The sequence below is a fragment of the Arthrobacter sp. sptzw42 genome, assembly GCF_059089685.1.
Genome location: NZ_JBNHEX010000013.1, coordinates 57,001 through 80,004 on the forward strand (window position 1 = coordinate 57,001; position 23,004 = coordinate 80,004).

General features: G+C 63.4%; 22 protein-coding genes. 21 read left to right on the plus strand and 1 reads right to left on the minus strand.

Translation table 11 applies throughout. The features are described 5' to 3' along the window. The 19 genes from AC5RT4_RS14930 (at position 1) to AC5RT4_RS15020 (ending at position 18,869) form a co-directional block, all read left to right on the plus strand. On the plus strand, positions 1 to 1,128 hold the full coding sequence (locus AC5RT4_RS14930; RefSeq protein WP_494106258.1) for an ABC transporter permease: 1,128 nt from the start codon (positions 1 to 3) through the stop codon (positions 1,126 to 1,128). Beyond that, on the plus strand, positions 1,125 to 2,054 hold the full coding sequence (locus AC5RT4_RS14935) for an ABC transporter permease (protein WP_494106259.1): 930 nt from the start codon (positions 1,125 to 1,127) through the stop codon (positions 2,052 to 2,054). The genes AC5RT4_RS14930 and AC5RT4_RS14935 overlap by 4 nt, the downstream gene beginning before the upstream one ends. 2 nt (positions 2,055 to 2,056) lie before the next feature. Further along, entirely contained in the window at positions 2,057 to 3,127 is a 1,071-nt protein-coding gene (locus tag AC5RT4_RS14940; RefSeq protein ID WP_494106260.1) for an ABC transporter ATP-binding protein, read from the plus strand. Beyond that, the gene (locus AC5RT4_RS14945) at positions 3,124 to 4,080 is read left to right on the plus strand and encodes an ABC transporter ATP-binding protein (protein ID WP_494106261.1); all 957 of its coding nucleotides are present in this window, start codon (positions 3,124 to 3,126) and stop codon (positions 4,078 to 4,080) included. Before AC5RT4_RS14940 ends, AC5RT4_RS14945 begins: the two co-directional genes overlap by 4 nt. A gap of 278 nt (positions 4,081 to 4,358) precedes the next feature. Then, positions 4,359 to 5,576, plus strand: coding sequence for a CaiB/BaiF CoA transferase family protein (locus AC5RT4_RS14950; protein WP_494106262.1), 1,218 nt, complete (start codon positions 4,359 to 4,361; stop codon positions 5,574 to 5,576). Further along, positions 5,537 to 7,090, plus strand: a complete 1,554-nt coding sequence (locus AC5RT4_RS14955) for a carboxyl transferase domain-containing protein (RefSeq protein WP_494106263.1) — start codon at positions 5,537 to 5,539, stop codon at positions 7,088 to 7,090. Before AC5RT4_RS14950 ends, AC5RT4_RS14955 begins: the two co-directional genes overlap by 40 nt. A gap of 69 nt (positions 7,091 to 7,159) precedes the next feature. Next, the gene (locus AC5RT4_RS14960; RefSeq protein ID WP_494106264.1) at positions 7,160 to 7,411 is read left to right on the plus strand and encodes a hypothetical protein; all 252 of its coding nucleotides are present in this window, start codon (positions 7,160 to 7,162) and stop codon (positions 7,409 to 7,411) included. A gap of 305 nt (positions 7,412 to 7,716) precedes the next feature. Beyond that, complete coding sequence (locus tag AC5RT4_RS14965; RefSeq protein WP_494106265.1) at positions 7,717 to 8,922, plus strand: MFS transporter; 1,206 nt, start codon at positions 7,717 to 7,719, stop codon at positions 8,920 to 8,922. A 213-nt stretch (positions 8,923 to 9,135) separates the two neighbouring features. Then, positions 9,136 to 9,384 (plus strand): hypothetical protein, encoded by a 249-nt coding sequence (locus AC5RT4_RS14970; RefSeq protein WP_494106266.1) that lies wholly within the window; start codon positions 9,136 to 9,138, stop codon positions 9,382 to 9,384. Between the two features lie 644 nt (positions 9,385 to 10,028). Beyond that, positions 10,029 to 10,787, plus strand: a complete 759-nt coding sequence (locus AC5RT4_RS14975) for an IclR family transcriptional regulator (RefSeq protein WP_494106267.1) — start codon at positions 10,029 to 10,031, stop codon at positions 10,785 to 10,787. A 99-nt stretch (positions 10,788 to 10,886) separates the two neighbouring features. Next, complete coding sequence (locus AC5RT4_RS14980; RefSeq protein WP_494106268.1) at positions 10,887 to 12,074, plus strand: 4-hydroxybenzoate 3-monooxygenase; 1,188 nt, start codon at positions 10,887 to 10,889, stop codon at positions 12,072 to 12,074. 59 nt (positions 12,075 to 12,133) lie between these two features. After that, positions 12,134 to 13,000, plus strand: a complete 867-nt coding sequence (pcaH, locus tag AC5RT4_RS14985) for a protocatechuate 3,4-dioxygenase subunit beta (RefSeq protein WP_494106269.1) — start codon at positions 12,134 to 12,136, stop codon at positions 12,998 to 13,000. A gap of 4 nt (positions 13,001 to 13,004) precedes the next feature. Next, complete coding sequence (gene pcaG, locus AC5RT4_RS14990) at positions 13,005 to 13,571, plus strand: protocatechuate 3,4-dioxygenase subunit alpha (RefSeq protein ID WP_494106270.1); 567 nt, start codon at positions 13,005 to 13,007, stop codon at positions 13,569 to 13,571. Further along, positions 13,568 to 15,034: a lyase family protein gene (locus AC5RT4_RS14995; RefSeq protein ID WP_494106271.1), complete on the plus strand. Its 1,467-nt coding sequence runs from the start codon at positions 13,568 to 13,570 to the stop codon at positions 15,032 to 15,034. The genes pcaG and AC5RT4_RS14995 overlap by 4 nt, the downstream gene beginning before the upstream one ends. After that, on the plus strand, positions 15,027 to 15,845 hold the full coding sequence (locus AC5RT4_RS15000; protein WP_494106272.1) for an alpha/beta fold hydrolase: 819 nt from the start codon (positions 15,027 to 15,029) through the stop codon (positions 15,843 to 15,845). Before AC5RT4_RS14995 ends, AC5RT4_RS15000 begins: the two co-directional genes overlap by 8 nt. Beyond that, positions 15,842 to 16,282 (plus strand): 4-carboxymuconolactone decarboxylase, encoded by a 441-nt coding sequence (pcaC, locus tag AC5RT4_RS15005; protein WP_494106273.1) that lies wholly within the window; start codon positions 15,842 to 15,844, stop codon positions 16,280 to 16,282. Before AC5RT4_RS15000 ends, pcaC begins: the two co-directional genes overlap by 4 nt. Further along, the gene (locus tag AC5RT4_RS15010) at positions 16,279 to 17,511 is read left to right on the plus strand and encodes a thiolase family protein (protein WP_494106274.1); all 1,233 of its coding nucleotides are present in this window, start codon (positions 16,279 to 16,281) and stop codon (positions 17,509 to 17,511) included. Before pcaC ends, AC5RT4_RS15010 begins: the two co-directional genes overlap by 4 nt. Before the next feature lie 4 nt (positions 17,512 to 17,515). Continuing rightward, the gene (locus AC5RT4_RS15015) at positions 17,516 to 18,199 is read left to right on the plus strand and encodes a 3-oxoacid CoA-transferase subunit A (protein ID WP_494106275.1); all 684 of its coding nucleotides are present in this window, start codon (positions 17,516 to 17,518) and stop codon (positions 18,197 to 18,199) included. A 1-nt stretch (position 18,200) separates the two neighbouring features. Continuing rightward, positions 18,201 to 18,869, plus strand: coding sequence for a 3-oxoacid CoA-transferase subunit B (locus AC5RT4_RS15020; RefSeq protein ID WP_494106276.1), 669 nt, complete (start codon positions 18,201 to 18,203; stop codon positions 18,867 to 18,869). 866 nt (positions 18,870 to 19,735) lie between these two features. Here AC5RT4_RS15020 and AC5RT4_RS15025 read toward each other — a convergent pair. Further along, positions 19,736 to 20,395, minus strand: coding sequence for a GntR family transcriptional regulator (locus AC5RT4_RS15025; protein ID WP_494106277.1), 660 nt, complete (start codon positions 20,393 to 20,395; stop codon positions 19,736 to 19,738). Between the two features lie 367 nt (positions 20,396 to 20,762). On the opposite strand from AC5RT4_RS15025, the gene AC5RT4_RS15030 reads away from it, so the two are divergent. Next, a complete protein-coding gene (locus tag AC5RT4_RS15030; protein WP_494106278.1) occupies positions 20,763 to 21,956 on the plus strand; it encodes a 4-oxalomesaconate tautomerase in 1,194 nt (397 codons plus the stop codon). Further along, entirely contained in the window at positions 21,953 to 22,978 is a 1,026-nt protein-coding gene (locus tag AC5RT4_RS15035) for an amidohydrolase family protein (protein WP_494106279.1), read from the plus strand. The genes AC5RT4_RS15030 and AC5RT4_RS15035 overlap by 4 nt, the downstream gene beginning before the upstream one ends. Positions 22,979 to 23,004: the final 26 nt, after the last annotated feature.

Genomic DNA, 23,004 nt, shown 5'->3' on the forward strand with positions numbered 1-23,004 from the left:
GTGACCACCAATGCGCAGTTGCCGTCCGACCCCTCCCTGTATGGAGGGGGCGAGGCGGAGGATAAAGGGCAGCAGGACAAAGGAATTATCGTCCGGCCACGCATAAAAAGTGCGTTCCTGCGGTACCTCGGCCGCCGCCTGGTCACCACGGTCGGGTTACTCCTTGGATCAACGGTAGCTTCCTTCATCCTGGTTCAGGCAGTTCCGGGTGACCCGGTTTCGGCAAACCTCTCTGACGCGGCGCTGGGCGATCCTGAAGCGGTTGCTGCTTTCCGCAGCCGCTGGGGTTTGGACCAGCCGGTAATTGTCCAGTACTTCACCTACTTGGGAAACCTGCTTCAAGGTGACTTGGGAACCTCCCAGCAGAGCGGCCGTCCAGTGATGACCGACCTCCTGGACTACGTTCCGGCCACCTTGGAGCTGGCCATCCCAACAATGGTGCTCTCCATCCTGATCAGCGCCGGCCTTGGTCTCATTGCGGCCGTACGGCACGGCCGCTGGCCGGACCAGGTGGTCCGGGTGGTTTCACTGCTCGGTCTTTCCACCCCACCTTTCTGGGTATCCATCCTCGCTCTGTACCTCTTCTTTTTCGTCCTGGGCGTTTCGCCCAACGGCGGCCGGTTGAGCCCCCAATATTCCCCTCCCGAGACGATCACCGGAATGTACTCAGTTGACGCCTTACTAGCAGGAGACCTGGAGGTTGCCTCCGACGCAGTCCAGCACATGGCCCTGCCCATCGCGGTGCTCACTTTGTCCACCGTGGCGATGCTGACCAGATTCGTGCGCTCGGCCCTGCTCGAGGTGCTGCGGAAGGACTACATCACCGCCGCTTATGCCAAGGGTCTTCCCAACCGGACGGTCATGTTGCGGTACCTGATGAGGGCCGGACTCGTCCCGATTATCACCGTCATCGGCATTGCGTTCGCCTCACTCCTGGCCGGGACGGTCCTCGTTGAGAGCATCTTCTCCTGGCCCGGCATCGGACAGTACGCATACCAGAGCGCCGCCGCCCTGGACCGTCCCGCGATTTTGGGGATAACCCTCTTTGTCGCCGCGGTTTACCTTCTCATCAACCTAGTTGTCGACCTGTTGTACGGGCTGGCCGATCCGAGAGTAAGGCTCACGTGACTCAGACCCAAACCCCCGAGGGGACAGGCAGCCCGATGCCAGCCCTTCGAGCAGACCCAAAGACGGGCCCCAAGGCCCGCACACGCTGGTGGAAGGCGAAAAGCGATTCCGGCAAGATCTGGCGGCAGCCTATTGTCGTCGCCGCACTTCTCATTGCAGCAGCTTGGGCCGTCATCGCAATCCTGGCTCCCGTCCTGGCCCCTTACGGCCCCTTGGACCAGACCGAGAACATCTACGCAGAGCCCAGCTCAGAGCACCTCTTTGGCACCGATGAACTCGGGCGGGACGTGCTCAGCCGCGTAATTTACGGCGCCCAGCTGTCCATCCCCCTGGCCCTTTCCATCGTGATCGCGTCACTGGTGGTCGGTGGCCTCCTGGGGATGATCGCCGGTTACGTCGGAAAGTTCGTCGACGAGGCGATCATGCGTTTGACTGACCTCGTTTTCGCCTTCCCTCAGATCATCCTGGCGATGGCCGTCACCGCAGCCCTCGGCCCCAGCACGGCCAACGCGGTTTTGGCGCTCGTTATCGTTTCCTGGCCGGCCTACGCGCGTGTGATTCGTGGGGCCGTCCTGACCATCCGGGGCGAAGACTACCTGCACTCCTCAAGAATGCTTGGCGTCGGACCGTTCAAGGCACTGCGCAAGGACGTTGTTCCCAACAGCTTTGGACCGGCAATCGTTCTGGCAACACTCGAATTCGGTAACGCCATCCTGCTTCTCGCGGCACTGTCCTTCCTTGGCCTGGGGCCGAGGCCACCGGCACCTGAATGGGGCGCCATGATCGCCTTGGGCACCAACGACATCAGTATGTGGTGGGTTAGCGTCTTCCCCGGCCTCGCCATCCTGACCGTCGTGTTGGCCTGCAACATCATTGGCGACGCTTTGCGTGACCGCCTGGACCCACACGCTCACGGAGGTCGCTGACCATGGAACCACTGCTGAAAATGACCAACGTCGGCATTGAACTGCAAAGCTTCCAAGGACCATTTGATGTCCTCTCGGATGTCTCGCTGGAGGTTTACCCGGGCGAAATCGTCGGGGTCGCCGGCGAAAGCGGATCCGGAAAGAGCATGACGGGCAAGACACTGCTCAATCTTCTTCCCGCAGGCGCAAGCGTTCGGGGGGAGATCCAGTTTGACGGTATGAACCTCCGCAACCTTGACGCCAAGGGATGGAACGAATTACGTGGCGGAAAGATCGCCATGGTTTCGCAGGACCCCACTGCATCGCTGCATCCCATGCTGACTGTCGGCACTCAGCTGACAGACCACCTCAAAGCACACCTGGGGCTGAAGAAAGCGCAAGCAGACGCCCGCGCCCTTGAGCTCCTGGCCCAGGTCCGTATCCCGGACCCCGCCCGTGCGATGAAGTCCTACCCGCACCAGTTCTCCGGAGGCATGCGTCAGAGAATATCCATTGCCATCGCCTTGGCCGCAGGTCCGAAACTCCTGATAGCGGACGAGCCAACAACCGCACTGGATGTAACCGTCCAGGCAGGAATACTTCACCTGTTCCACCGCCTCAGCCAGGAGATGGACTTGAGCGTCATCTTCATCACGCACGACTTGGGGGTGCTGGCAGCACTGGCCCACCGGACCTACATCGTCTACGCCGGGCGCATCATGGAAACAGCCGGCACGAGCGAACTGATGACGCATCCACGCCATCCCTACGCCAAAGCACTACTACAGGCCCGCCCGGAAACCACCGCCGGCAGCAACGAGCGGGCAGTACTAAAGCCCATCCCCGGACAACCTGTCACAGCATCGACAGCGCCGGCGGGCTGCCCCTTCGCGACCCGCTGCCCGGACCGTATCGAAGCATGCAACCCCGAGGTCCCGCCCCTCGTCCAGGTGCCTGACCACGGCCGGGGCACACCTCTTCACTTGGCGGCCTGCGTCGTCCACGCACCCGCTCGCCGAAACGATACGGACCGAAGCGAAACTTCCGGCCCATCCTCTGCCCGCAGCGGCAGCACAGCTAAGGATCTAGTATGAGCGTGCTGGAAATTAACGATGTCGTCGTGGAATACCGCGGCGCGTCCAATAAAAAAGTAGCAGCCGTCAATGGCGTCTCCCTCTCGGTGGACGCGGGCCAAATCGTCGGCCTGGTCGGCGAGTCGGGCTGTGGAAAGTCGTCCCTGGCACGGGTTGCCGCAGGCCTCATCAAACCCGCCAGCGGCTCAGTAACTCTAAACGGCAATCCCGTGCCTGCACTGAGCTGGCGTCGCCGTGAAAAGAACCAGCTGGGCCTGCAGATGGTGTTCCAGAACCCCTACTCCTCGCTGAACCCCCGCCGACGGATAGGCGATCAGCTCATGGACGGTGTCCCGACCGACCTGCCGAAGGGGCAGCGAAGGGACCTGGCACTGGAACAACTGGAAAGAGTCGGCCTGGCCGCCAGCTCCGCTGACCGGTTTCCCCACCAGTTCTCCGGCGGACAGCTCCAGCGCATTGCCATCGCCAGGGCACTGGTCACCAACCCCTCGGTGCTCATCGCCGACGAACCCGTCACCGCGCTCGACGCCTCGGGGCAGGTTCAGGTGGTCAACACACTGCTCAGCCTGGTGAAGGAGCTTGATCTTGGCATGCTCTTCATCTCCCATGACCTTGCCCTCGTCCACCACATCGCGGATATCACTGCCGTCATGTACCTCGGCCAGATCGTCGAATGGGCACCAACCGACCAACTATGGAACACCCCGGCCCACCCCTACACAGCCGCGCTCATCGAAGCCATCCCGCGCGTGGGAAAGGACGCACGACTCCCAAAACCGCTGGCAGGGGACATTCCCGACCCGGCCAACAGGCCTACCGGATGCCCCTTCAGGCCCCGCTGCCCCCACGCCTTTGATAAGTGCGTGGAAGCTCCACCGCTGACCCCCCGTGATGAAGGCAGGGCGGCCTGCTGGCTGACCGAGAACTCAACCATCCCTGTTCGGGCCGCCTAACCCCAAGAAAGCTCAGCCGTTCGCGGTGAAGCGCTAAACGATTGTGACTCCTCTTCGTCACAAGGTGCCGCGGCTACGGAACTGGTGCGCAGAGCGCGCCGGTCCCTTTCCCCGGAGGGGACCGGCGGTGCGGCCGCACCCTGCCCGCCGTCACGGTCCTCAACGCGCTCGAACGCCGTTTGCTTCATGCCCTAGAAGGCCCGAAGGACGTGAGCAAAGACGGGCACCAAACTCCTGCCGCTACAGCATCTACCCCTCTTTATAGGAAGCCATTTTAAATGAGTACAACAAACGAAGACCGCAGGCGGGGTCCGCTGTCCGGCCATCTCGTTGTCGACCTGAGCCGAGCCTTGGCCGGACCGCACGCAGCAATGATGCTGGCTGACCTTGGCGCCCGGGTCATCAAGGTGGAGAACCCCGGCACCGGGGACGACACCCGCGGATGGGGTCCGCCGTTCGTCGGCCCCGAGGACGATCTGCAGTCCACCTATTTCATGTCCTGCAACCGGAACAAAGAATCCATCGGCCTTGATCTGAAAAGCAGCGATGGGAAGGCCGTGCTTCGCAACCTGCTGCAGCGCGCCGACGTCGTCATAGAAAACTTCCGCCCCGGTGTCATGGACCGCTTGGGTTTCTCCACTGCCGTCATGCACGAGCTCAACCCCCGGCTTGTGATCCTGTCCATTACCGGTTTTGGGCACGACGGCCCGGAATCCCAGCGCAGCGGCTATGACCAAATCCTTCAGGGTGAAGCCGGGCTCATGTCCCTGACGGGCTCCGGACCGGATGACCCCCAGCGCGTAGGTGTCCCCATCGCCGACCTGCTCTCCGGCATGAACGGAGCCTTCGGCGTCCTCGCAGCGCTGGTGGAGCGCGACAGGACCGGCCGCGGGCAAATCGTACGCACCTCACTACTGGCTTCACTGGTCGGCGTCCATGCCTTCCAAGGAACCCGCACCACCGTAGCCGGCGAAGTCCCCCAGGCCCAGGGCAACCACCACCCATCCATCGCACCCTACGGGCTCTTCGCCTGCCGGGACGGCAGCGTGCAGATCAGCGTCGGCAGCGAAAAGCTGTGGGCCTCATTTGCCCAGGCCTTCGGTCTTGACCCCGCCGCCCCAGGATTTGCCAGCAACGCTGAAAGGGTGCGGAACCGCGCGGGCGTGATCGCCGCCGTCGAACGGGCTTTCGCCCACTATGACGCCGCAGAGCTACTCACCAAATTGAACGACGCCGGGATTCCAGCGGGGAAGGTCCGCTCACTGGATGAGGTGTACGCCTGGGAACAGGTTGCGTCCCAAGGACTCCTGGTCGACGTGGAGCACCCCGTGCTTGGAAAGATCAGCCTGCCGGGGCCGCCGCTGCGGTTCTTCGCGCCAGGCGACACAGCAGAAACCACTGTGACTTCCCACGACGCGCCACCTCTATTGGATGAGGACGGGCATAGCATTCGCGAATGGCTGGGAATGACCGCGTCGGTCACGGGGGTGCAGTAGCGGTGCCAACAACCAGGGAGAAAGTCCGCCACCTGAACGCCGCAGAACTGCTGGACGCCGTTGTCGATCACGGTACGTTCGTCTCGTGGGACAGCCCGGCAAGCCAGCCGCAGGTCAACGACAACTATGCCCGCGACCTGACACGGGCGCAGGACCGGAGCGCTACGGACGAATCCGTCATCACTGGCTTTGGCATGGTCCGCGGCCACCGCGTGGCGGTCATCGTCAGCGAGTTCGCCTTCCTGGCCGGATCAATCGGACACGCCGCGGCACAGCGAATCGTAGCGGCAGTGGAGCGGGCCACAGCTGAAGGCTTACCCCTGCTCGCCGGACCGGCATCCGGCGGAACACGCATGCAGGAGGGAACCCTCGCCTTCCTCTCCATGGTCAAGATCACCGGCGCCGTGCGGGCCCACCGACAGGCAGGGTTGCCGTACCTGGTGTATCTGCGGCACCCGACTACCGGAGGAGTCATGGCCTCCTGGGGCTCACTAGGCCATATCAACGTGGCCGAACCGGGCGCACTGCTGGGGTTCCTAGGGCCCCGGGTCTATGAGGCCCTGCACGGGGAGGCCTTTCCTGAGGGGGTGCAGGTAGCAGAGAACCTGTTCAACAAGGGCCTAATTGACGCCGTCGTTGAACCTGCCGAATTGCCGGCAATCGTCGGGCGCGCCCTGGACATCCTCGCTACGAAGCCAGAAGCCGGGCCAATCCCTCAACCGGCAACTCTCGCAGTGCAGCCCGCAACGGTAGGCGCATGGACATCCATCACCATTTCCAGGAACCCCCGCCGCCCAGATCTGCGCCAACTGCTGAAGTACGGGGCCGACGATTCATTGCCTCTCAACGGAACCGGCCAAGGCGAGAAGGATCCCGGCCTCCTGCTGGCCATGGCCCGCTTCGGCGGACAACCCTGCATCGTCCTCGGCCACACCAGGCCCCTGCGTAAAGGCGCTGCCGGAATGGGGCCAGGATCCCTACGCGAAGCACGCCGCGGCATGAAGCTGGCTGAAGAGCTACGATTGCCGCTGCTGACGGTGATCGATACCGCCGGCGCCGCGCTTTCCCAGGAATCCGAGGAAGGCGGGCTGGCAGGGGAAATAGCGCGTTCTCTCTACGAACTGATCGGGCTGCAGTCCCCGTCAGTCTCAGTTCTGCTGGGGCAAGGCACCGGCGGAGGCGCGCTGGCACTACTCCCGGCAGACAGAACCATCGCCGCACAGCACAGCTGGCTCTCCCCCCTGCCGCCGGAAGGAGCCAGCGCGATCATGCACCGAACTACCGAGTTTGCGCCTCAAATGGCTGACGCCCAGGGCGTCAATGTGGCTGAGCTTTATGCCAACGGCCTGGTAGACCACATCGTAGACGAAAGGGATGACGCGTCACTGGAACCGAAGGAGTTCTGTGCCCGCATGGCCCGTGCAATTGAATACGAACTAGGAACGCTCGCCGGTATTCCTGTAACCGACCTAGTGAGTTCCCGGTCCAGAAGGTACCGGGAACTCGGAGCGTAGGGGCAAAGACGTTAGCCCCCGGCGTTGCCCCGACCAGCCGCGACGACGGCCGAGCCTTGAGGAAGCACGATGGAAAAGTACCTGCATAAAGAATGGAGCCGTCTTATCGGCGCCCCGGTGGAAATACGGCAGAAAGGCACAACCATTCGCTCCGGAGTTGTTGAGGATGCCATGCCGGACTCCGCCCTCCTGTGGATAGCGGCTGATGCCATGTACGGCCGCACCCTATTTTCAGCGGAGGAAAAATGCGAAGTCTGGATCGAACCGCGCCTGCTTGACGGACAGATGACCTACCGAATGACCGACACCCAACTGCACTAATGTCACTTCCCTCCGCTCTGTTCTGGGTTTTTTGAACGCCGGCCAGCCCAGGGCAATCCGTGCGCGGGTCACATAGAGCCTTGGTCCTAATGAGGTTAAGCGCATTCTCCCGATCTGCCCGGCGAGAGTACCCGGAAAGCCCGAGGAACTCGTAGTTATCGGGACCCACGCTTAACTTGATGTAGGTTGGCGGCATCTTGGAATGACGCCCTAGTCGCCGCGTCCAGGCTGCCACTTTGCGCGGACAGGGTGCGATCGGACAGGCGCTCCGGGCGCTCCACACGTGGCGAAGAATGGAATTAGGTATGCCCGCTCCCACCAAGCGTGCGCCGGACCGCATTGCCAGGTTCGGCTTCGCCTTTATCGGAGTTTTGCTCATCGCAGTAAACCTGCGGGTGTCCATTGTCAGCGTGGGACCAGTACTCGCGAATATCAGCAGCGACCTCGCCCTCTCCAGCGCCTCAGCAGGATTTCTGACTGGTCTTCCGCTCATTGCTTTCGCTGCTTTTTCACCTGTTGCGCCCGGGTTCGCTTCCCGTCTGGGGCTGGACCGTGCACTGTGGATGTCCCTGCTGATCCTGGCCTCGGGTACCCTTCTTCGCTCGTTGCCTTTGCCCGGCGTTATCTGGGCCGGCACCGCACTTATCGGCTTGGCTATCGCCTTTCTTAATGTCCTGGTGCCGTCCCTCGTCAAACGGGACTTCCCAGCGAAGGTCAGCCAGGTCACCGGAAGCTACTCCGCCACACAGGCCGCCTTCGCCGCGATGGGGGCAGCTGTCGTCGTTCCCGTGGCGCAAACGTCCACGACGGGATGGCGGTTTAGCCTAGGAATGTGGGTGGGAGTGGTTTTTATCACCATGGCGGTGCTCCTGCCGTGGCTGCGCCGGCACAAGACAGCCGTGGTGAACGTCAACGGACAGGAAGTCTCCTACCGTTCGCCCTGGGTCTCTGCCTTGGGCTGGCAGGTGACGATTTTTATGGGCCTACAATCCATCGCCTTCTACGTCCTGATGGCGTGGCTGCCAACCATCGAACAAAGCCGCGGGGTCCCGGCCACTACTGCCGGCATCCACCTGTCCGTGTTCCTGCTCATCAGCATGTTAGCCAGCCTTGCCGCGGGGGGAATCCTTCACCGCGGGTCAGACCAACGGCTCGTTTCCTTTACGGGCGGCGCACTCATGTTTGTGACGTTTCTCGGGCTGGCGATTGCGCCCTACCTCATATTGCTGTGGGTCCTTCTTGGGGTAATCGGGTGCGGGGGCCTCATCGTCATTGCCCTGTCCCTGTTCAGCCTGCGAACCGTTAACCACCCACAAGCAGCGTCCCTGTCCAGCATGGCGCAGTCCATCGGCTATGGGCTAGGTGCTGTGGGGCCGGTGATGTTCGGTGGTCTTCGCGACATGAGCGGAGGCTGGACCCTTCCGCTCCTTGTCACCGCTGGCATCATGGCGGTCGTCGCCGTGACCGGTGTGCTCGCCGGCCGTGATCGGGTCATCAGCTATTCAACTTGAACTTGGACTACACCCCAACCGGACAAAGGGCTCCTTGCCTAGACGGCAGAAGCAGCGGGAATTGGTTCTCCAATATGCTGCCGCCGCCCACAGCCGGGAATAGGTGCTCACCCTTCAACGTGACAGCGAGTGGGCTACTCACCGCTTTTTGCAATGAGCCCACCCACCTAACCGCACGGGTCTGACGCCCTTATTTTTAGGAAAAAGAGAATTATGAAGATAGCTTCTGGGCGGGTCGCCGTCATTACTGGGGGTGCGGGCGGCATTGGGTATGGTCTAGCGGAGGCCCTTGTGGCCAGGGTGTCCGCCTGGATGGGCGTCGTTCACGGCGTCCGGGCCTTTGCTCCGATCATGGTCAGCCAGGGCAGCGGTCATATCCTTAACACTGCGTCCTCGGGCGGACTCGCCCCCTGGCACACCGGACGCCGTATGCCGCGGCAATGTACGCCGTCGTGGGGTTGACCGAAACGCTCGCGATTGAGCTCGGCGAAGAGGGGCCGGCGCTGGGCGCAAGAGTCCTTTGTCCCGGACTGGTCGATACCGGCCCTGGACAGGATGTCCTGCCGCCGGGGGCCTTTACCCGCCTGCCAGGTGCTACGGGGAGAGTATCGATGCGGAGCATGGCGGCTGCCGCGGGAGGTCCTTACAGCTTTGGAAGTGGCAGAGGCCGCGATAGCCGTATTGAGGAAGGCCTCGTCCATGTCGCGCGGTCAGGACGTTCTTTCCCGGGCAAGGCAAAGAATCGAAGGCCTGATGAGCGACCTGGAACGCTCAGAACAATTTGCTGTAGCCCGGTAACGTCGAGAATAAACCAGCGTCAGCCACATGGAACGGATAGCTAGTCCGTCACAGCAGCTTCCACCACTACAGCCAGTTACACAGGCTCGCAGGTGCATAAGACAAGCCCTGACCCGTTCACAGGTGGAAGGCAATGAATCTACTGCCGGTTAGTGACTCCGGTACGGACAGCGGCAAGAGTTCGCCCTGGGTATGAGCGTCGTCCTGATACCTTGAACATGCTGTTAGGGACGATTCCTACGATCCCGTCACAGTTCTTTTTTTCAGTCCCAGCCTAATGAGGTCGCGTTCTATCGGAGGTATTGCAGGTGGCGAACTCGAGTTCAGGGGATTCGATGGTGGACCGGATTGTCCGGCTGCTCTCGGCCTTTCCGCAGGATGTTAACGCCTTGCAGTTGTCCGAACTGGCTCAGCGGGCCGGTCTGCCGTTGACCACCACTCACCGCTTGGTTCAGCAGTTAGCAGGCCACGGCCTGCTGGAAACTCTGCCGGGCGGATCGGTACGTCCGGGGTTACGGTTATGGGAGCTGGCGAACCGCACTTCTCCGACTCTTGCTTTGCGGCAGGCGGCCATTCCTTTTATGGAGGACATTCAACAGGTCCTGAATCAGAACGTGAATCTAGCGGTGCTGGAGGCATGGGACGTCCTGTTTGTGGAGCGCCTGTCCCGGCCGGGTTCTGTTGTTAACCGGGCACAGGTTGCCGGGAGGATGCCAGTCAACATCTCGTCGGCTGGGCTGGCGCTGATGGCGTTTCAAGACAAGGCGTTGCAGAACCGCTACGTGGAACAGTTCGAGGACCCTGGCAATAACATGACCGCGAATTCGCTGCGGGCCCTGATAAGCGAAACGGCCCGCCAGGGTTACGCCCAGCTGCCAGGGGTGGTGGATGCCGATACCTGGGGCATCGCGGTTCCGGTGCTTAACCGGAGGCAACGGGCGGTGGCCGCACTCGGCGTCGTGGTCCCCCTTCGGGAAATGCGACTGCAAGCGCTGGTCCCGGTCCTGCAGACCGCAGCCAGAGGCGTTGCCCGCAGCCTTATAAACTTCGAACAAATTTCCCATTGAACGGAATTGCTGTAACTATCGTCACGGGCGGTGGCTCACACTGGTGCAAACGCAATCACCGGCACCGGCCTGCGGGCCCCGCAACGAAGCGAGAAAGCAATGCCACGCAAGATCATCTCTACCCACGTAGCCATCATGGGCGCCGGCCCGGCAGGGTTGATGCTCTCCCATCTGCTGGCCAAAGCAGGTATCGAGTCCACCGTCATCGAGGTTCGGAGTCACAAGGAGATTTCTGAAACCGTCCGGGCTGGCATCCTGGAGCATGGGACGGTGAACATGCTGGTGGACAGCGGGGTATCGGACCGGGTCCTGCGTGACGGGGACCGCCATGATGGCATTGAACTGCGTTTCAACGGCGAGAGCCACCGCGTGGACTTCAAGGAACTCGTGGGTGAATCAGTCTGGCTCTACCCGCAGACGGACGTCTTCCTGGACCTCGCCGCACGCAGGAAGGACGACGGTGGCGATGTCCGCTACAGCGTCACCGACACCACGATCGGTGACCTCGAGGGCAAGCCGAAGGTCTGGTTCACCGACGCCGATGGCGAGGAGTACGAGATCCGAGCGGATTTCCTGGTGGGCGCTGACGGCTCCCGCAGTCACTGCCGGTTCCAGATTCCGGAGGCGAACCGCAAGTGGTACTTCCATGAGTACCCGTTCGCCTGGTTCGGCATCCTGGCCGAAGCCCCGCGCAGCTCCGATGAGCTGATCTATGCCAACTCGGACAATGGCTTCGCGCTGATCAGCCAGCGCACCGAGTCAGTCCAGCGGATGTACTTCCAGTGTGATCCCAAGGAGAACGTGGCGGAGTGGGACGATGACCGGATCTGGGCTGAGTTCCGCAGCCGGGTCAACGGGAACGGCTTCGAGCTCAACGAAGGGCCGGTCATCGAGAAGATGGTCCTGCCGTTCCGCAGCTTCGTCCACACCCCCATGCGCCACGGCAACCTCTTCCTCGTGGGCGACGCCGCCCACACCGTGCCGCCTACCGGCGCCAAAGGCCTCAACCTGGCCATCAACGACGTCAAAGTCCTCTTCGAAGGACTCGACAGCCACTACAACTCCGGCTCGGACCACCTGCTTGAAACCTACAGGGACCGCGCGCTGGACCGCGTCTGGAAAGCTCAGCAATTCTCCTACTGGATGACCACCATGCTGCACACCCCCACCGACGCAGACGACTTCTCCCGCGCGCGCCAGCTCGGAGAACTCAACTCCGTCGTATCCTCACGCCACGGCATGGCCTACCTCGCCGAGGCGTACACCGGCTGGCCCGGCCTGGTGTAGAGCAATCAAGCAACGCCGATAGCCGCCCCGACCAACCACCCATCAGATAGGAGCCAGCCGTGCTGCACGATGTTAACGCCCAGACCGACGAGCTCGTACCGGCTGCCGAACCCAAGGCAGGACACGCGCCGGTGGACCGGGCTGTGGAAACACAGCAGGACCTCAGCGCAGAAATCAACGGCCTGGCCGACGCCTACAACCGGGCGCTTAAGGACGGCGCCCCGACCGAGACCCAGCCGCGCCTGGACTACCCGCCGTACCGCAGCAGCATCCTGCGCCACCCCACTAAGAGCCTGCACCATGCGGACCCCGAAACCATTGAGCTGTACTCCCCGGCGTTCGGCCACCAGGACGTGCACGCGTTGGAATCGGACCTGACCATCCAGCACAACGGCGAGCCCCAGGGCGAGCGGATCATCGTGGCGGGCAAGGTCCTGGACGGCAACGGACACCCGGTGGCGGGCCAGCTCGTGGAGATCTGGCAGGCCAACGCCTCCGGCCGCTACATCCACAAGCGGGACCAGCATCCGGCACCGATCGACCCCAACTTCACGGGCATCGGCCGCTGCATTACCGGACCTGACGGCTCCTACCGGTTCACCACCATCAAGCCCGGCGCCTACCCGTGGAAGAACCATCTGAACGCCTGGCGCCCGGCACATATCCACTTCTCGCTGTTCGGCACAGAGTTCACCCAGCGCATCATCACGCAGATGTACTTTCCCGGCGACCAGCTCTTCCCGCTGGACCCGATTTACCAGACCATCGTGGACCAGGACGCCCGGGACCGGCTGGTGGCCAACTACGACCACATCCTCACCGAGCCGGAGTGGGCGCTGGGCTACAACTGGGACATCGTCCTGACAGGTCCCAAGCGGACCTGGACCGAGAACGAGGCGCTGGGCGCAGAAGGTGACGAGGAATAGGTACATGAGCAACCAGACCACACAGCTTGTCCCCACGCCCGGCCAGACCGTCGGCCCGTTCTACGGTTACGCGCTGCCGTTCGAGAAAGACAACGAACTCCTGGCCCCGGGCTCGCCGGGTTCCATCCGGCTTCAGGGCACTGTCTACGACGGCGCCGGCGAGACCGTGCCGGATGCCATCCTGGAGATCTGGCAGCCGGACGCCGACGGCAGGATCGTCCAAAAGACGGGGTCCCTGGTCCGTGACGGTTACACCTTCAGCGGCTGGGGCCGCGGCTCCGTGGGCTACAGCGGCGTGTTCACCTTCACTACGGTCAACCCCGGCCCCACCAAGCCGGGCGCTGCACCGTTCATCTCGATGGTCATCTTCGCGCGCGGCCTGACCAACCGGCTGTTCACCCGTATCTACCTCCCGGAAAACGAGGAGGCGCTGGCCAACGATCCGTTGCTCAGTTCCCTGGACCCGGAACGCCGGAAGACGCTCATTGCCCGCCGCGATGCCGACAGCGGCCTGACGTTCGATATCCGCCTTCAGGGTGAGGGCGAGACGGTCTTCCTGGATTTCCAGTGACTGACCTGGACAAATCCGTTGGAACAGACGTGGGCCTGCTGAGCCCCGTCTCGGCGTCGCCCCTGGTGGGCGCGCTGACCGGGGACCGCGCCGTGCTTTCGGCAATCCTCACCGTCGAGTCCGGCTGGGCCGCGGTACTGGAAAAGTCCGGCCTGGCACCTGCCGGTTCCGCCGCCGTCGTCGCATCCGCCGCGGACCCGGGCCGCTACGACCCTGCCGATGTCGCCCGCCGCGCCCAAGGTGGCGGCAACCCGGTGATCCCCCTCCTGTCCGACCTCCGCAAGCAGGTGGCGGCACTGGATACGGCTGGCATCGGGGCAGAAAAGGCCGTCCACACGTCGCTGACCAGCCAGGATGTGCTGGATACGGCGCTGATGCTGCTCGCGCACAACAGCGTCGAGGCGGTGCTCGCCGATGTGAAGCGCACGACGGCGGGGCTCGCCGCCTTGGTGGAACAGCATGCGGACACCCTGTGCGTGGGCAGGAGCCTGACGCAGCACTCCCTCCCTTATACGTTCGGGCTGCGCGCAGCCCAGTGGTTCCACAGTGTTGCCGCCGCGGGCCGCCAGCTGGAAAACCTGGCGCTGCCGGTCCAGTTCGGCGGGGCCGCAGGCACGCTTGCTGCCGGAACCGTCCTCACCTCCGGTTCGCCGGCAACACCCTTCAGCCTTGCCGACGCCCTGGCCGCCCATTTGGGCCTGACCCCCGCGCCCGCCCCCTGGCACACCAACCGGCTGGCCGTCACGTCGCTGGGACACGTCCTGGCCGTTCTGCTGGATGCTTTCGGCAAGATCGCTGCCGATGTCCTGTTCCTCAGCAGGCCCGAGGTGGCCGAACTGGCCGAGCCCCGCGCTGCGGGCCGCGGCGTTTCCTCAGCCATGCCACAGAAGCAAAACCCCGTGCTGTCGGTGCTGGTCCGCAGCGCCGCCCTGCAGGCACCGAACCTGGCCGCCCAGCTTCACCTGGCTGCGGCCAACTTCAACGATGAACGGCCGGACGGAGCCTGGCACATCGAGTGGCCGGCAATCCGGCAGCTCCTCTCGCTGGCCCTTGGCGCTGCCGGCCACGTCAGGGAGCTCGTTGAAGGGCTGCAGGTTTTCCCCGATGGCATGCGCCGCAACCTGGACCTCGCCGGCCCGCTGCTGCTGGCCGAAGGCGTCAACGCCGCCGTCGCACCGCTGCTCGAGGAAAAGGACGGCCGCAGCGGCAAGCAGCAACTCCAGAACGTTGTGGACAGGACCCTCCAGGCACCTGCTGCTGAACAGGCAGCCGCTTACCGGAAGCTGCTCCGGGCAGCCCTGCCGCCCGGCCTGGTGACGGATCTCCGTCTTGGGGAGCTCCTGGACCCCGCCGGCTACCTGGGCGAGGCCGCTGAAATCGCCCGGCGCATCCTTGCCGCCTACCCCGAATTCTTCCCCACAGCATCTGCAGAATCCGACGCGAACGGAGCCCGCCGTGGCTAAACCTGCCCTGAAAGCCGCACTGTTGTCGCCCCAGCGGCCCCTTGGCGACCACCCCCTCCTGGTGGTCGGTTCTTCCCTGGGTACGTCCTCCCTCCTCTGGAACCGGGCAGCATGCCTGCTGGGCAAGGACTACGACGTGGTGGCATGGGACCTCCCCGGCCACGGCGTCTCACCAGCTGCAACCGAAGCGTTCGACGTTTCGGACCTGGCAGAGGCCGTGGTGGACCTGATTGACTCCATCGCCCCCGGTGAAGCCTTCCACTACGCCGGCGTCTCCCTGGGCGGGGCCACCGGCCTGCAGCTGGGAATCAAGCACGGCGAACGGCTCAAAAGCCTCTCCGTCCAGTGCAGCGGCGCCAAACTGGGCACGCCGGAGGGATGGCTGGAACGCGCCGGAACTGTCCGCAGCCAGGGCACACCGGTGATGATCCAGGGTTCTGCGCAGCGCTGGTTTGCCCCGGGCTTTATGGACCGTGAGCCCGAGCTCAGCAGCAGGCTCCTGCACGCCCTGCGCAACGCCGAGCGATTCAGCTATGCCTACTGCTGCGAAGCCCTCGCAGCTTTTGACGTCCGGGAGGAGCTGGAGAGCATCCACGTCCCCACCCAGGTGATCGCCGGAGCACAGGACGGCGTCGCACCCCCGTCGCTGGCCGAGGAAGTGGCGGCAGGCATCACTGCCGGTGGAGGCACCGCCACGGCCGTCACCCTCGAGGGTGTGGCTCACCTCGCTCCTGCCGAAGCACCGGCCCACGTTGCCGAACTGATGCGCAGCCTTCTCTCCTGGGCCGAATCCCGTGGAGTAGCGAAATGAGCCGGATCGAAAGGCACGGAGTAGTCCAGCCGGACGCCACCAGCCAGGACATTTACGAGGGCGGCATGACGGTCCGGCGCGAAGTCCTGGGCGACGCGCACGTGGACCGGGCCAACGCCAACAAGGACGACTTCACCGAAGACTTCCAGGACATGATCACGCGGATCGCCTGGGGTGGCATCTGGACCCGGCCCGGTCTGACGCGGCAGATGCGGTCCGCCGTCACCATCACCGCGATGGTGGCGCACGGGCACTGGGAGGAACTGGCCATGCACATCCGCGCGGCCCTCACCAACGGCCTCAGCAGGGACGAGATTAAGGAAATCCTGCTGCAGACCGCCATCTACTGCGGAGTCCCCTCTGCCAACACCGCCTTCAAGACAGCACAGCAGGTGTTCCATGAAATGGACAACACCGGAATGGATACCACCCCATGAACCAGGCTTTTGTGTACGACGCCGTGCGCACCCCCTTCGGCAAGTTCGGCTCCGGCCTCGCCGCCGTCCGCCCCGATGACCTGGCCGCGCACGTGATCAGCGAGTCCGTAAAGCGGGCACCTTCGCTGGATCCGGAGCGGATTGATGAGGTGGTGTTCGGCAACGCCAACGGAGCCGGCGAGGAGAACCGCAACATCGCCCGGATGGGCACCCTGCTGGCCGGCCTCCCCGTGTCCATCCCGGGCACGACGGTGAACCGGCTCTGCGGGTCGTCTTTGGATGCTGCAATTATCGCTTCGCGCCAGATCAATGCCGGTGACGCGGACCTGGTGCTGGTGGGCGGAGCGGAGTCGATGTCCCGCGCCCCGTGGGTGCTGCCCAAGACGGAGAAACCGTACCCGGCCGGTGACATGACCCTGGCCTCCACCACGCTGGGCTGGCGCCTGGTGAACAAGGCGATGCCGAAGGAATGGACCATCTCTCTGGGTGAGGCCACCGAGCGGCTGCGGGAGAAGTACGGCGTCACCCGGCAGGCGCAGGACGAGTTCGCGGCCAACTCTCATAACCTGTCCGCTGCGGCGTGGGACGAGGGGTTCTACGATAACCTCGTCGCCCCTGTGCCGGGAACGGACCTGGTGCGGGACGAAGGTATCCGCCCGGGTTCCACCGCCGAGAAACTCGCCGTCTTGAAGACGGTGTTCCGGAACGAGCCCGAGGGGGCCGAGGTGGGCGGCACGGTCACGGCCGGGAATGCTTCGCCGTTGTCCGACGGCGCCTCCGCGGCCTGGATTGGATCCGAGGGTGCCGCCGGGCTGCTGGGCCTGGAGCCGCTGGCGCGGATCGCGGGCCGCGGGGCGCACGGCAATGATCCGCAGTACTTCGGGTTTGCCCCGGTGGAGGCGGCGAACAAGGCCCTTGCGAAGGCGGGCATCGGCTGGGACCAGGTGGGCGCCGTCGAGCTCAACGAAGCGTTCGCCGCGCAGTCGTTGGCCTGTATCAGCGCCTGGGGCATTGACCCGTCCATTGTGAACCGGCACGGCGGGGCCATCGCGATGGGCCACCCGCTCGGTGCGTCCGGGACCCGGATCCTGGGCACCCTCGCCCGGTCCCTGCAGGCCTCCGGTCAGCGCTGGGGCGTCGCGGCGATCTGCATTGGTGTGGGGCAGGGTCTGGCCGTGGTCCTCGAAAACGTCACCGCCTCCTCCGGGAACAGCACAGGAAAGGCATAAGCGAATGTTGAATTTTGTAGACACCGTGGCAGAAGCGGTGGCCGGGATCAAGGACGGCTCCACCGTGATGATCGGCGGGTTCGGCAACGCCGGGCAGCCGTTCGAACTGATCGATGCGTTGATGGACTGCGGCGCTTCCGGCCTGACCGTGGTGAACAACAATGCCGGGCAGGGCGACCAGGGCCTGGCGCTGCTGATCAAGGAAGGCAGGGTGAAAAAGATGATCTGCTCCTTCCCCCGGCAGTCCGACTCCTGGCACTTCGATGCCAAGTACAAGGCCGGGGAGATCGAGTTGGAACTCGTGCCGCAGGGCAACCTTGCCGAGCGGATCCGGGCCGCGGGGGCCGGGATCGGCGGGTTCTTCACTCCCACCGGGTACGGGACGATGCTGGCGGAGGGCAAGGAAACCCGGATCATCGACGGCCGCGGCCAGGTGTTCGAAACACCCATCCATGCCGACGTGGCACTGATCAAAGCCTTGAAGGCGGACGGCAAAGGCAACCTCGTCTACCGCAAGACCGCACGGAACTTCGGCCCCATCATGGCCGCCGCGGCGAAGCACACCATTGTCCAGGTCTCCGAGATTGTCCCCACCGGCGGACTGGACCCGGAAAACATCGTCACCCCCGGCATCTACGTCAACAGCATCGTCCGCGTAACCGGCAACATTGCAGAAAAGGTGGCCTGAGATGAGCATCGCAACATCCATTAAGACCTCGGAGACGGCCATGGGCCGGGATGACCTGGCACGCCTGGTGGCCAGGGACATCGCCCCCGGTTCCTTTGTGAACCTCGGGATCGGCCAGCCCACCCTGGTGTCCAACTACCTCACCGCAGAGCAGAACATCACCCTTCACACCGAGAACGGGATGCTCGGAATGGGCCCTGAAGCCACAGGGGACCTGATCGACGGGGACCTGATCAACGCCGGCAAGATCCCCGTCACCGAACTCCCCGGGGCGTCCTACTTCCACCACGCCGACTCCTTCGCGATCATGCGTGGCGGGCACCTGGACATCTGCGTCCTCGGCGCGTTCCAGGTCTCCGCCACCGGCGACCTCGCGAACTGGCACACCGGCGCACCCGGGGCGATTCCCGCCGTCGGCGGTGCCATGGACCTCGCCACCGGGGCCAAGGACGTCTTCGTCATGATGACCCTCCTGACCCGCGAAGGCGCCTCCAAAATCGTCGAATCCTGCACGTACCCGCTCACCGGCGTCGGCTGCGTCACCCGCGTCTACACCGACAGAGCCGTGTTCCTCACGGGACCCGACGGCGTCACCGTCCGCGAAACCTTCGGCTGCACCCTCCAGGAACTCCAGGAACTCGTCCCCGTCCCGCTCAGAGCCGCGGTGTAGCAGCCCGGCAGGACCAGAGGGCAGTGGATGTCCGAAGAAGCGTCTAGCGCAAGGACCATAATCTCGCAGTACCAAAACAAAGCTCTAAGCACGGAGGGAGCATCCAGACTGGACTACACTCAAAGCTGACACACGGCTCTTTTGCCTGGTGCTCGGAACAACGGGAATTGATCTACGTTTTGAACGAGAAGTCCGGTCCGTCCGCCCACAGCCGGGGACAATTCTCATAGGTTATCCACCGCTACTGCTGCCAGGGAGCTACCCCGACGGCTCCCTACTCCAGCCGTGGATAACCAGAATTGACCCCAACCATGGACGGAATGAAGTCGCCACCAGTTCCGGCCGCGTGGTCAGCAAGCACGCGTTTGCCGCGTTTGCCCCACCGAGGCGGGTTGACGGAATATCCACTATCGGCGTTTGAAAATGGTGGGGGTGCATGCAAAGGGACTGCTTCGTATCGTCATTCTTCTGTGTTCAGGCGGCAGCTCCAGGTTGAGGCATGATTGATCTTCGGCATAGACCAGGGCGCGCCTCACGGCGACAGGAGATACTACTCCGTGCCCGACAGGAGACCTTGACTCTTGGTGGCACCGTGGACGTGAAGGTCGGCAACGCCGATTTGAGCCATCGCTCTGCACGACAATAAATGGCAGATCGGTACGCGCACATCCAACACGTGCCACTGCATGTGGCTCGGTCTCATTCATGAGGAAAAGGCCGTCACAAGTCCACCCGGAACAACGTCCGTGGCGGGCCTCGTCCAACAAGCGGCACCTCACCGGAGGCATCGACCTGACGTCGGGGTGCCCCAGACAGATCCAGACTGACAGACCAGCGATCTGGCACTAAGGAACCGAGCGGCAGAACTAGCGACCGCTCGCGCTAATTGCTTCCGCGACGCTCTCCAGATGAAGTCTCATCGCTTCGGCTGCCCCTTCGGCGTCATGCCGACACACTGCGTCGATAATAGCCAAGTGCTGCGGGAGAGAAACACTAGGCCGGCCCGGTTGCCTCGCCAGTTGGAACTGAAAGCGCACGGCCTGGCCCCGCAGCCGCTGGATGGTCGCTGCAGCTGTTACCTGAGCACTCACCGCGATAATCTTGGCGTGAAGCCGCTTGTTGCACGCCGAGTACGATTCTCTGTCTCCTCGGGAGACCGCATCCTCCATTTGTCTGGCAAGCTCCCGCAGCTCCTCCGCCTCGGCAACGGATATACGCTGCGCAGCCTTGCGGGCACATAGAGCCTCTAGGGCGGCGCGGACTTCTGTGATTTCTACAGCTTCATCGACCGAGACGGCCCGTACACGTGCGCCACGGTTCTGGACTCGTTCGACAAGGCCTTCGACACTTAGCTCCGCCAGAGCGACCCGGATGTTGCCTCGGCTGGCTCCATATTCGGCGGCCAGATCGGCCTCTACGAGGCGCTGCTTAGGCACGAGTTCACCGCTGATAATGGCCCGTCGCAACAGATCCGCGAGTTCGTGCGCGGAAAGGCCCGCTTCGGTGCCTGCGCCTACTGCCGTCATATTGTCTCCCTGTGATCGGCAATTATCTCCCCTAGTATTGTAAACAATTTTTCAGAACATTAGCCGCTTGAAGGTGCACCTAGCCGCTGTCCGAATCTGTTTGCAAACGCCCTGGAGGACGAACAGCACGCACGCCACCAGGCCTTCATGCGCATCCGCAGAGCCGCGGCGCCCCTGGTCGGCCAGCTCGCCGAGCCGCACTTATTCGTTAGGTTCGGGCCTCAAGGACTGGGTTTCCCCTGCCGCCGACCCGGGACCGAGGACCTTGCTCACAGGAAAACTTTGCCACAACATTTTGCTAACTAGATTGCAAACAATTTTACTAGCCGATATTGTTGTCTGCATCACTATCAAGGGAGCGAACAAAGTGGTTCAAGCGACCATCCAGGGCGCCGAGAGGGCCCGCCGTCGATACTCAGGGAGCCAACTGGCTGTCCCGTGCTGGTTCATGCGCGGCGGTACCTCCAAGGGCCCGTTTTTTCGGGCCGACGACCTGCCACGGGACGCTGCCGCCCGAGACGCAATTCTGCTGGCAGCGATGGGTTCCCCCGATCCGCGGCAGATTGACGGCCTGGGCGGTGCCCACCCCTTGACCAGCAAGGCCGGAATCGTGTCCGTCAGTACACGTCCCGGGGTGGACCTTGAATTCCTGTTTGCCCAGCTCCAACCGAACAGTGAGCGCGTGGACACAACACCGAATTGTGGCAACATGCTGGCCGCCGTGGTGCCGTTCGCCGTCGAATCCGGCCTCCTGGTCCCAGACAGCGACGTCACCACCCTCCGCGTCCTCACGCTGAATACCGGCTTGGTGGCCGAGATCAGCATCCAGACGCCGGTAGGAGAATATGGCCGGTACGTCCAGTATGCCGGGGACGCCAGAATCGACGGTGTCCCCGGTACTGCCGCCGCTGTGACCATCAACTTCCTGGACACCGCCGGTTCCATCTGCGACTCCCTGTTGCCCACTGGCAACGTCAGGGACACCGTGAATATAGCTGGCCTCGGAAAAATAGATGTCACGTGCATCGACAACGGTCAGCCGCTGGTCATCGTCAACGCCGCCGACCTCCACCGCACCGGCCAGGAGTCAGCGACCGAGCTCAACAAGGACAGTGATCTGAAAGATCGTCTCGAAGCCCTCCGCCTCACCTGCGGCAATCTGATGGGCCTCGGTGACGTCAGCGCCAAAAACTATCCCAAAATGACCCTCGTTTCCCCTCCTGCCGCCGGCGGGACAATCAGTACCCGCAGCTTCATCCCGCACGTCTGCCACGAATCGATCGGCGTGCTGGCGGCCGTCACCGCCGCCACAGCCTGCGTCATAGGCGGCACCGTGGCGAACCGCATTGCCGCGGTGTCCGGGCATGGATTGCTCACGGTGTCGGTGGAACACCCCAGCGGGGAGTTCTCCGTCCAACTGGGTCTGGACCCTGCTGGTCCCGGCGGTGTAGGGAAGTCCGGCCTGCTCCGCACCGCCCGCCTGATCATGGCCGGCGACGTACTGGTTCCCGTAAACCTCCAGACACCGAACGTCTCATCTCTTAAGGAGCAAGAACAGTGATCATCGATGTCCACGGCCACTACACCACCGCCCCTCCCGCTCTCGGCCAGTGGCGCGACCGGCAAATAGAAGGGCTGAAGGAGCCCTCCCAAGCCCCCCATCCCTCCGATCTGAAGATTTCCGACGACGATTTACGGGAAAGTATCGAGCAAAACCAGCTGCGCCTGATGGATGAGCGCGGCATCGATATGACAGTCTTTTCACCCCGTGCTTCCTTCATGGCCCACCACGTCGGCACCTTCGAGACCTCGGCCGAGTGGGCGGCGATCTGCAACGAGCTCTGCTACCGGGTCAGCCAGCTCTACCCCAAACGCTTCGTCCCGGCAGCCATGCTGCCTCAGTCCCCCGGCGTTGATCCGGCGACCTGCGTCCCCGAACTTGCACGCTGCGTCGAGGAGTATGGTGCGGTTGGCCTGAACCTGAACCCGGACCCGTCCGGCGGTCACTGGAGCGCCCCGCCGCTGACGGACCGATACTGGTACCCGATCTACGAAAAAATGGTGGAGTACGATATCCCGGCCATGGTGCACGTGAGCACCAGCGTCAATCCGGCCTTTCATACCACCGGCGCGCACTATTTGAACGCCGACACTACTGCCTTCATGCAGCTGATCCAGGGTGACCTGTTCGCCGACTTTCCCACCCTGAAACTCGTTATCCCGCACGGCGGCGGCGCCGTCCCCTACCACTGGGGAAGGTTCCGCGGTCTGGCCATGGCATTGAACAAGCCAAGCCTGGAAGAGCACCTGCTGGACAACGTCTTTTTCGACACCTGTGTTTACCATCAGCCCGGGATCGACTTGCTGCTCGACGTTATTCCAACACGCAACGTCCTGTTCGCGTCCGAGATGATCGGCGCCGTCCGGGACATCGACCCCTGCACGGGACACAACTTCGATGACACCGCCCGCTATATCAACTCCTCGAGTCTGAATGAAGCCGATATAGCCGCCGTTCAGGAACACAACTCCCGATCCGTTTACCCCCGCCTGAATGCCCTGCTCAAGCAGCAGGGCCGCTGAGCACAAGCCGACCCAAAGGAGCAGGA

Bases quoted from the DNA above. Each gene is read 5' to 3' on its own strand.
- AC5RT4_RS14980 (WP_494106268.1), top strand. From the start codon at position 10,887: ATGCCACGCAAGATCATCTCTACCCACGTAGCCATCATGGGCGCCGGC.
- AC5RT4_RS14955 (WP_494106263.1), top strand. From the start codon at position 5,537: ATGGCTGGGAATGACCGCGTCGGTCACGGGGGTGCAGTAGCGGTGCCA.
- AC5RT4_RS14950 (WP_494106262.1), top strand. From the start codon at position 4,359: ATGAGTACAACAAACGAAGACCGCAGGCGGGGTCCGCTGTCCGGCCAT.
- AC5RT4_RS14965 (WP_494106265.1), top strand. From the start codon at position 7,717: ATGCCCGCTCCCACCAAGCGTGCGCCGGACCGCATTGCCAGGTTCGGC.
- AC5RT4_RS14960 (WP_494106264.1), top strand. From the start codon at position 7,160: ATGGAAAAGTACCTGCATAAAGAATGGAGCCGTCTTATCGGCGCCCCG.
- AC5RT4_RS14970 (WP_494106266.1), top strand. From the start codon at position 9,136: ATGAAGATAGCTTCTGGGCGGGTCGCCGTCATTACTGGGGGTGCGGGC.
- AC5RT4_RS15010 (WP_494106274.1), top strand. From the start codon at position 16,279: ATGAACCAGGCTTTTGTGTACGACGCCGTGCGCACCCCCTTCGGCAAG.
- AC5RT4_RS15025 (WP_494106277.1), bottom strand. From the start codon at position 20,395: ATGACGGCAGTAGGCGCAGGCACCGAAGCGGGCCTTTCCGCGCACGAA.
- pcaC (WP_494106273.1), top strand. From the start codon at position 15,842: ATGAGCCGGATCGAAAGGCACGGAGTAGTCCAGCCGGACGCCACCAGC.
- AC5RT4_RS15015 (WP_494106275.1), top strand. From the start codon at position 17,516: ATGTTGAATTTTGTAGACACCGTGGCAGAAGCGGTGGCCGGGATCAAG.
- AC5RT4_RS14940 (WP_494106260.1), top strand. From the start codon at position 2,057: ATGGAACCACTGCTGAAAATGACCAACGTCGGCATTGAACTGCAAAGC.
- AC5RT4_RS14945 (WP_494106261.1), top strand. From the start codon at position 3,124: ATGAGCGTGCTGGAAATTAACGATGTCGTCGTGGAATACCGCGGCGCG.
- AC5RT4_RS15020 (WP_494106276.1), top strand. From the start codon at position 18,201: ATGAGCATCGCAACATCCATTAAGACCTCGGAGACGGCCATGGGCCGG.
- pcaG (WP_494106270.1), top strand. From the start codon at position 13,005: ATGAGCAACCAGACCACACAGCTTGTCCCCACGCCCGGCCAGACCGTC.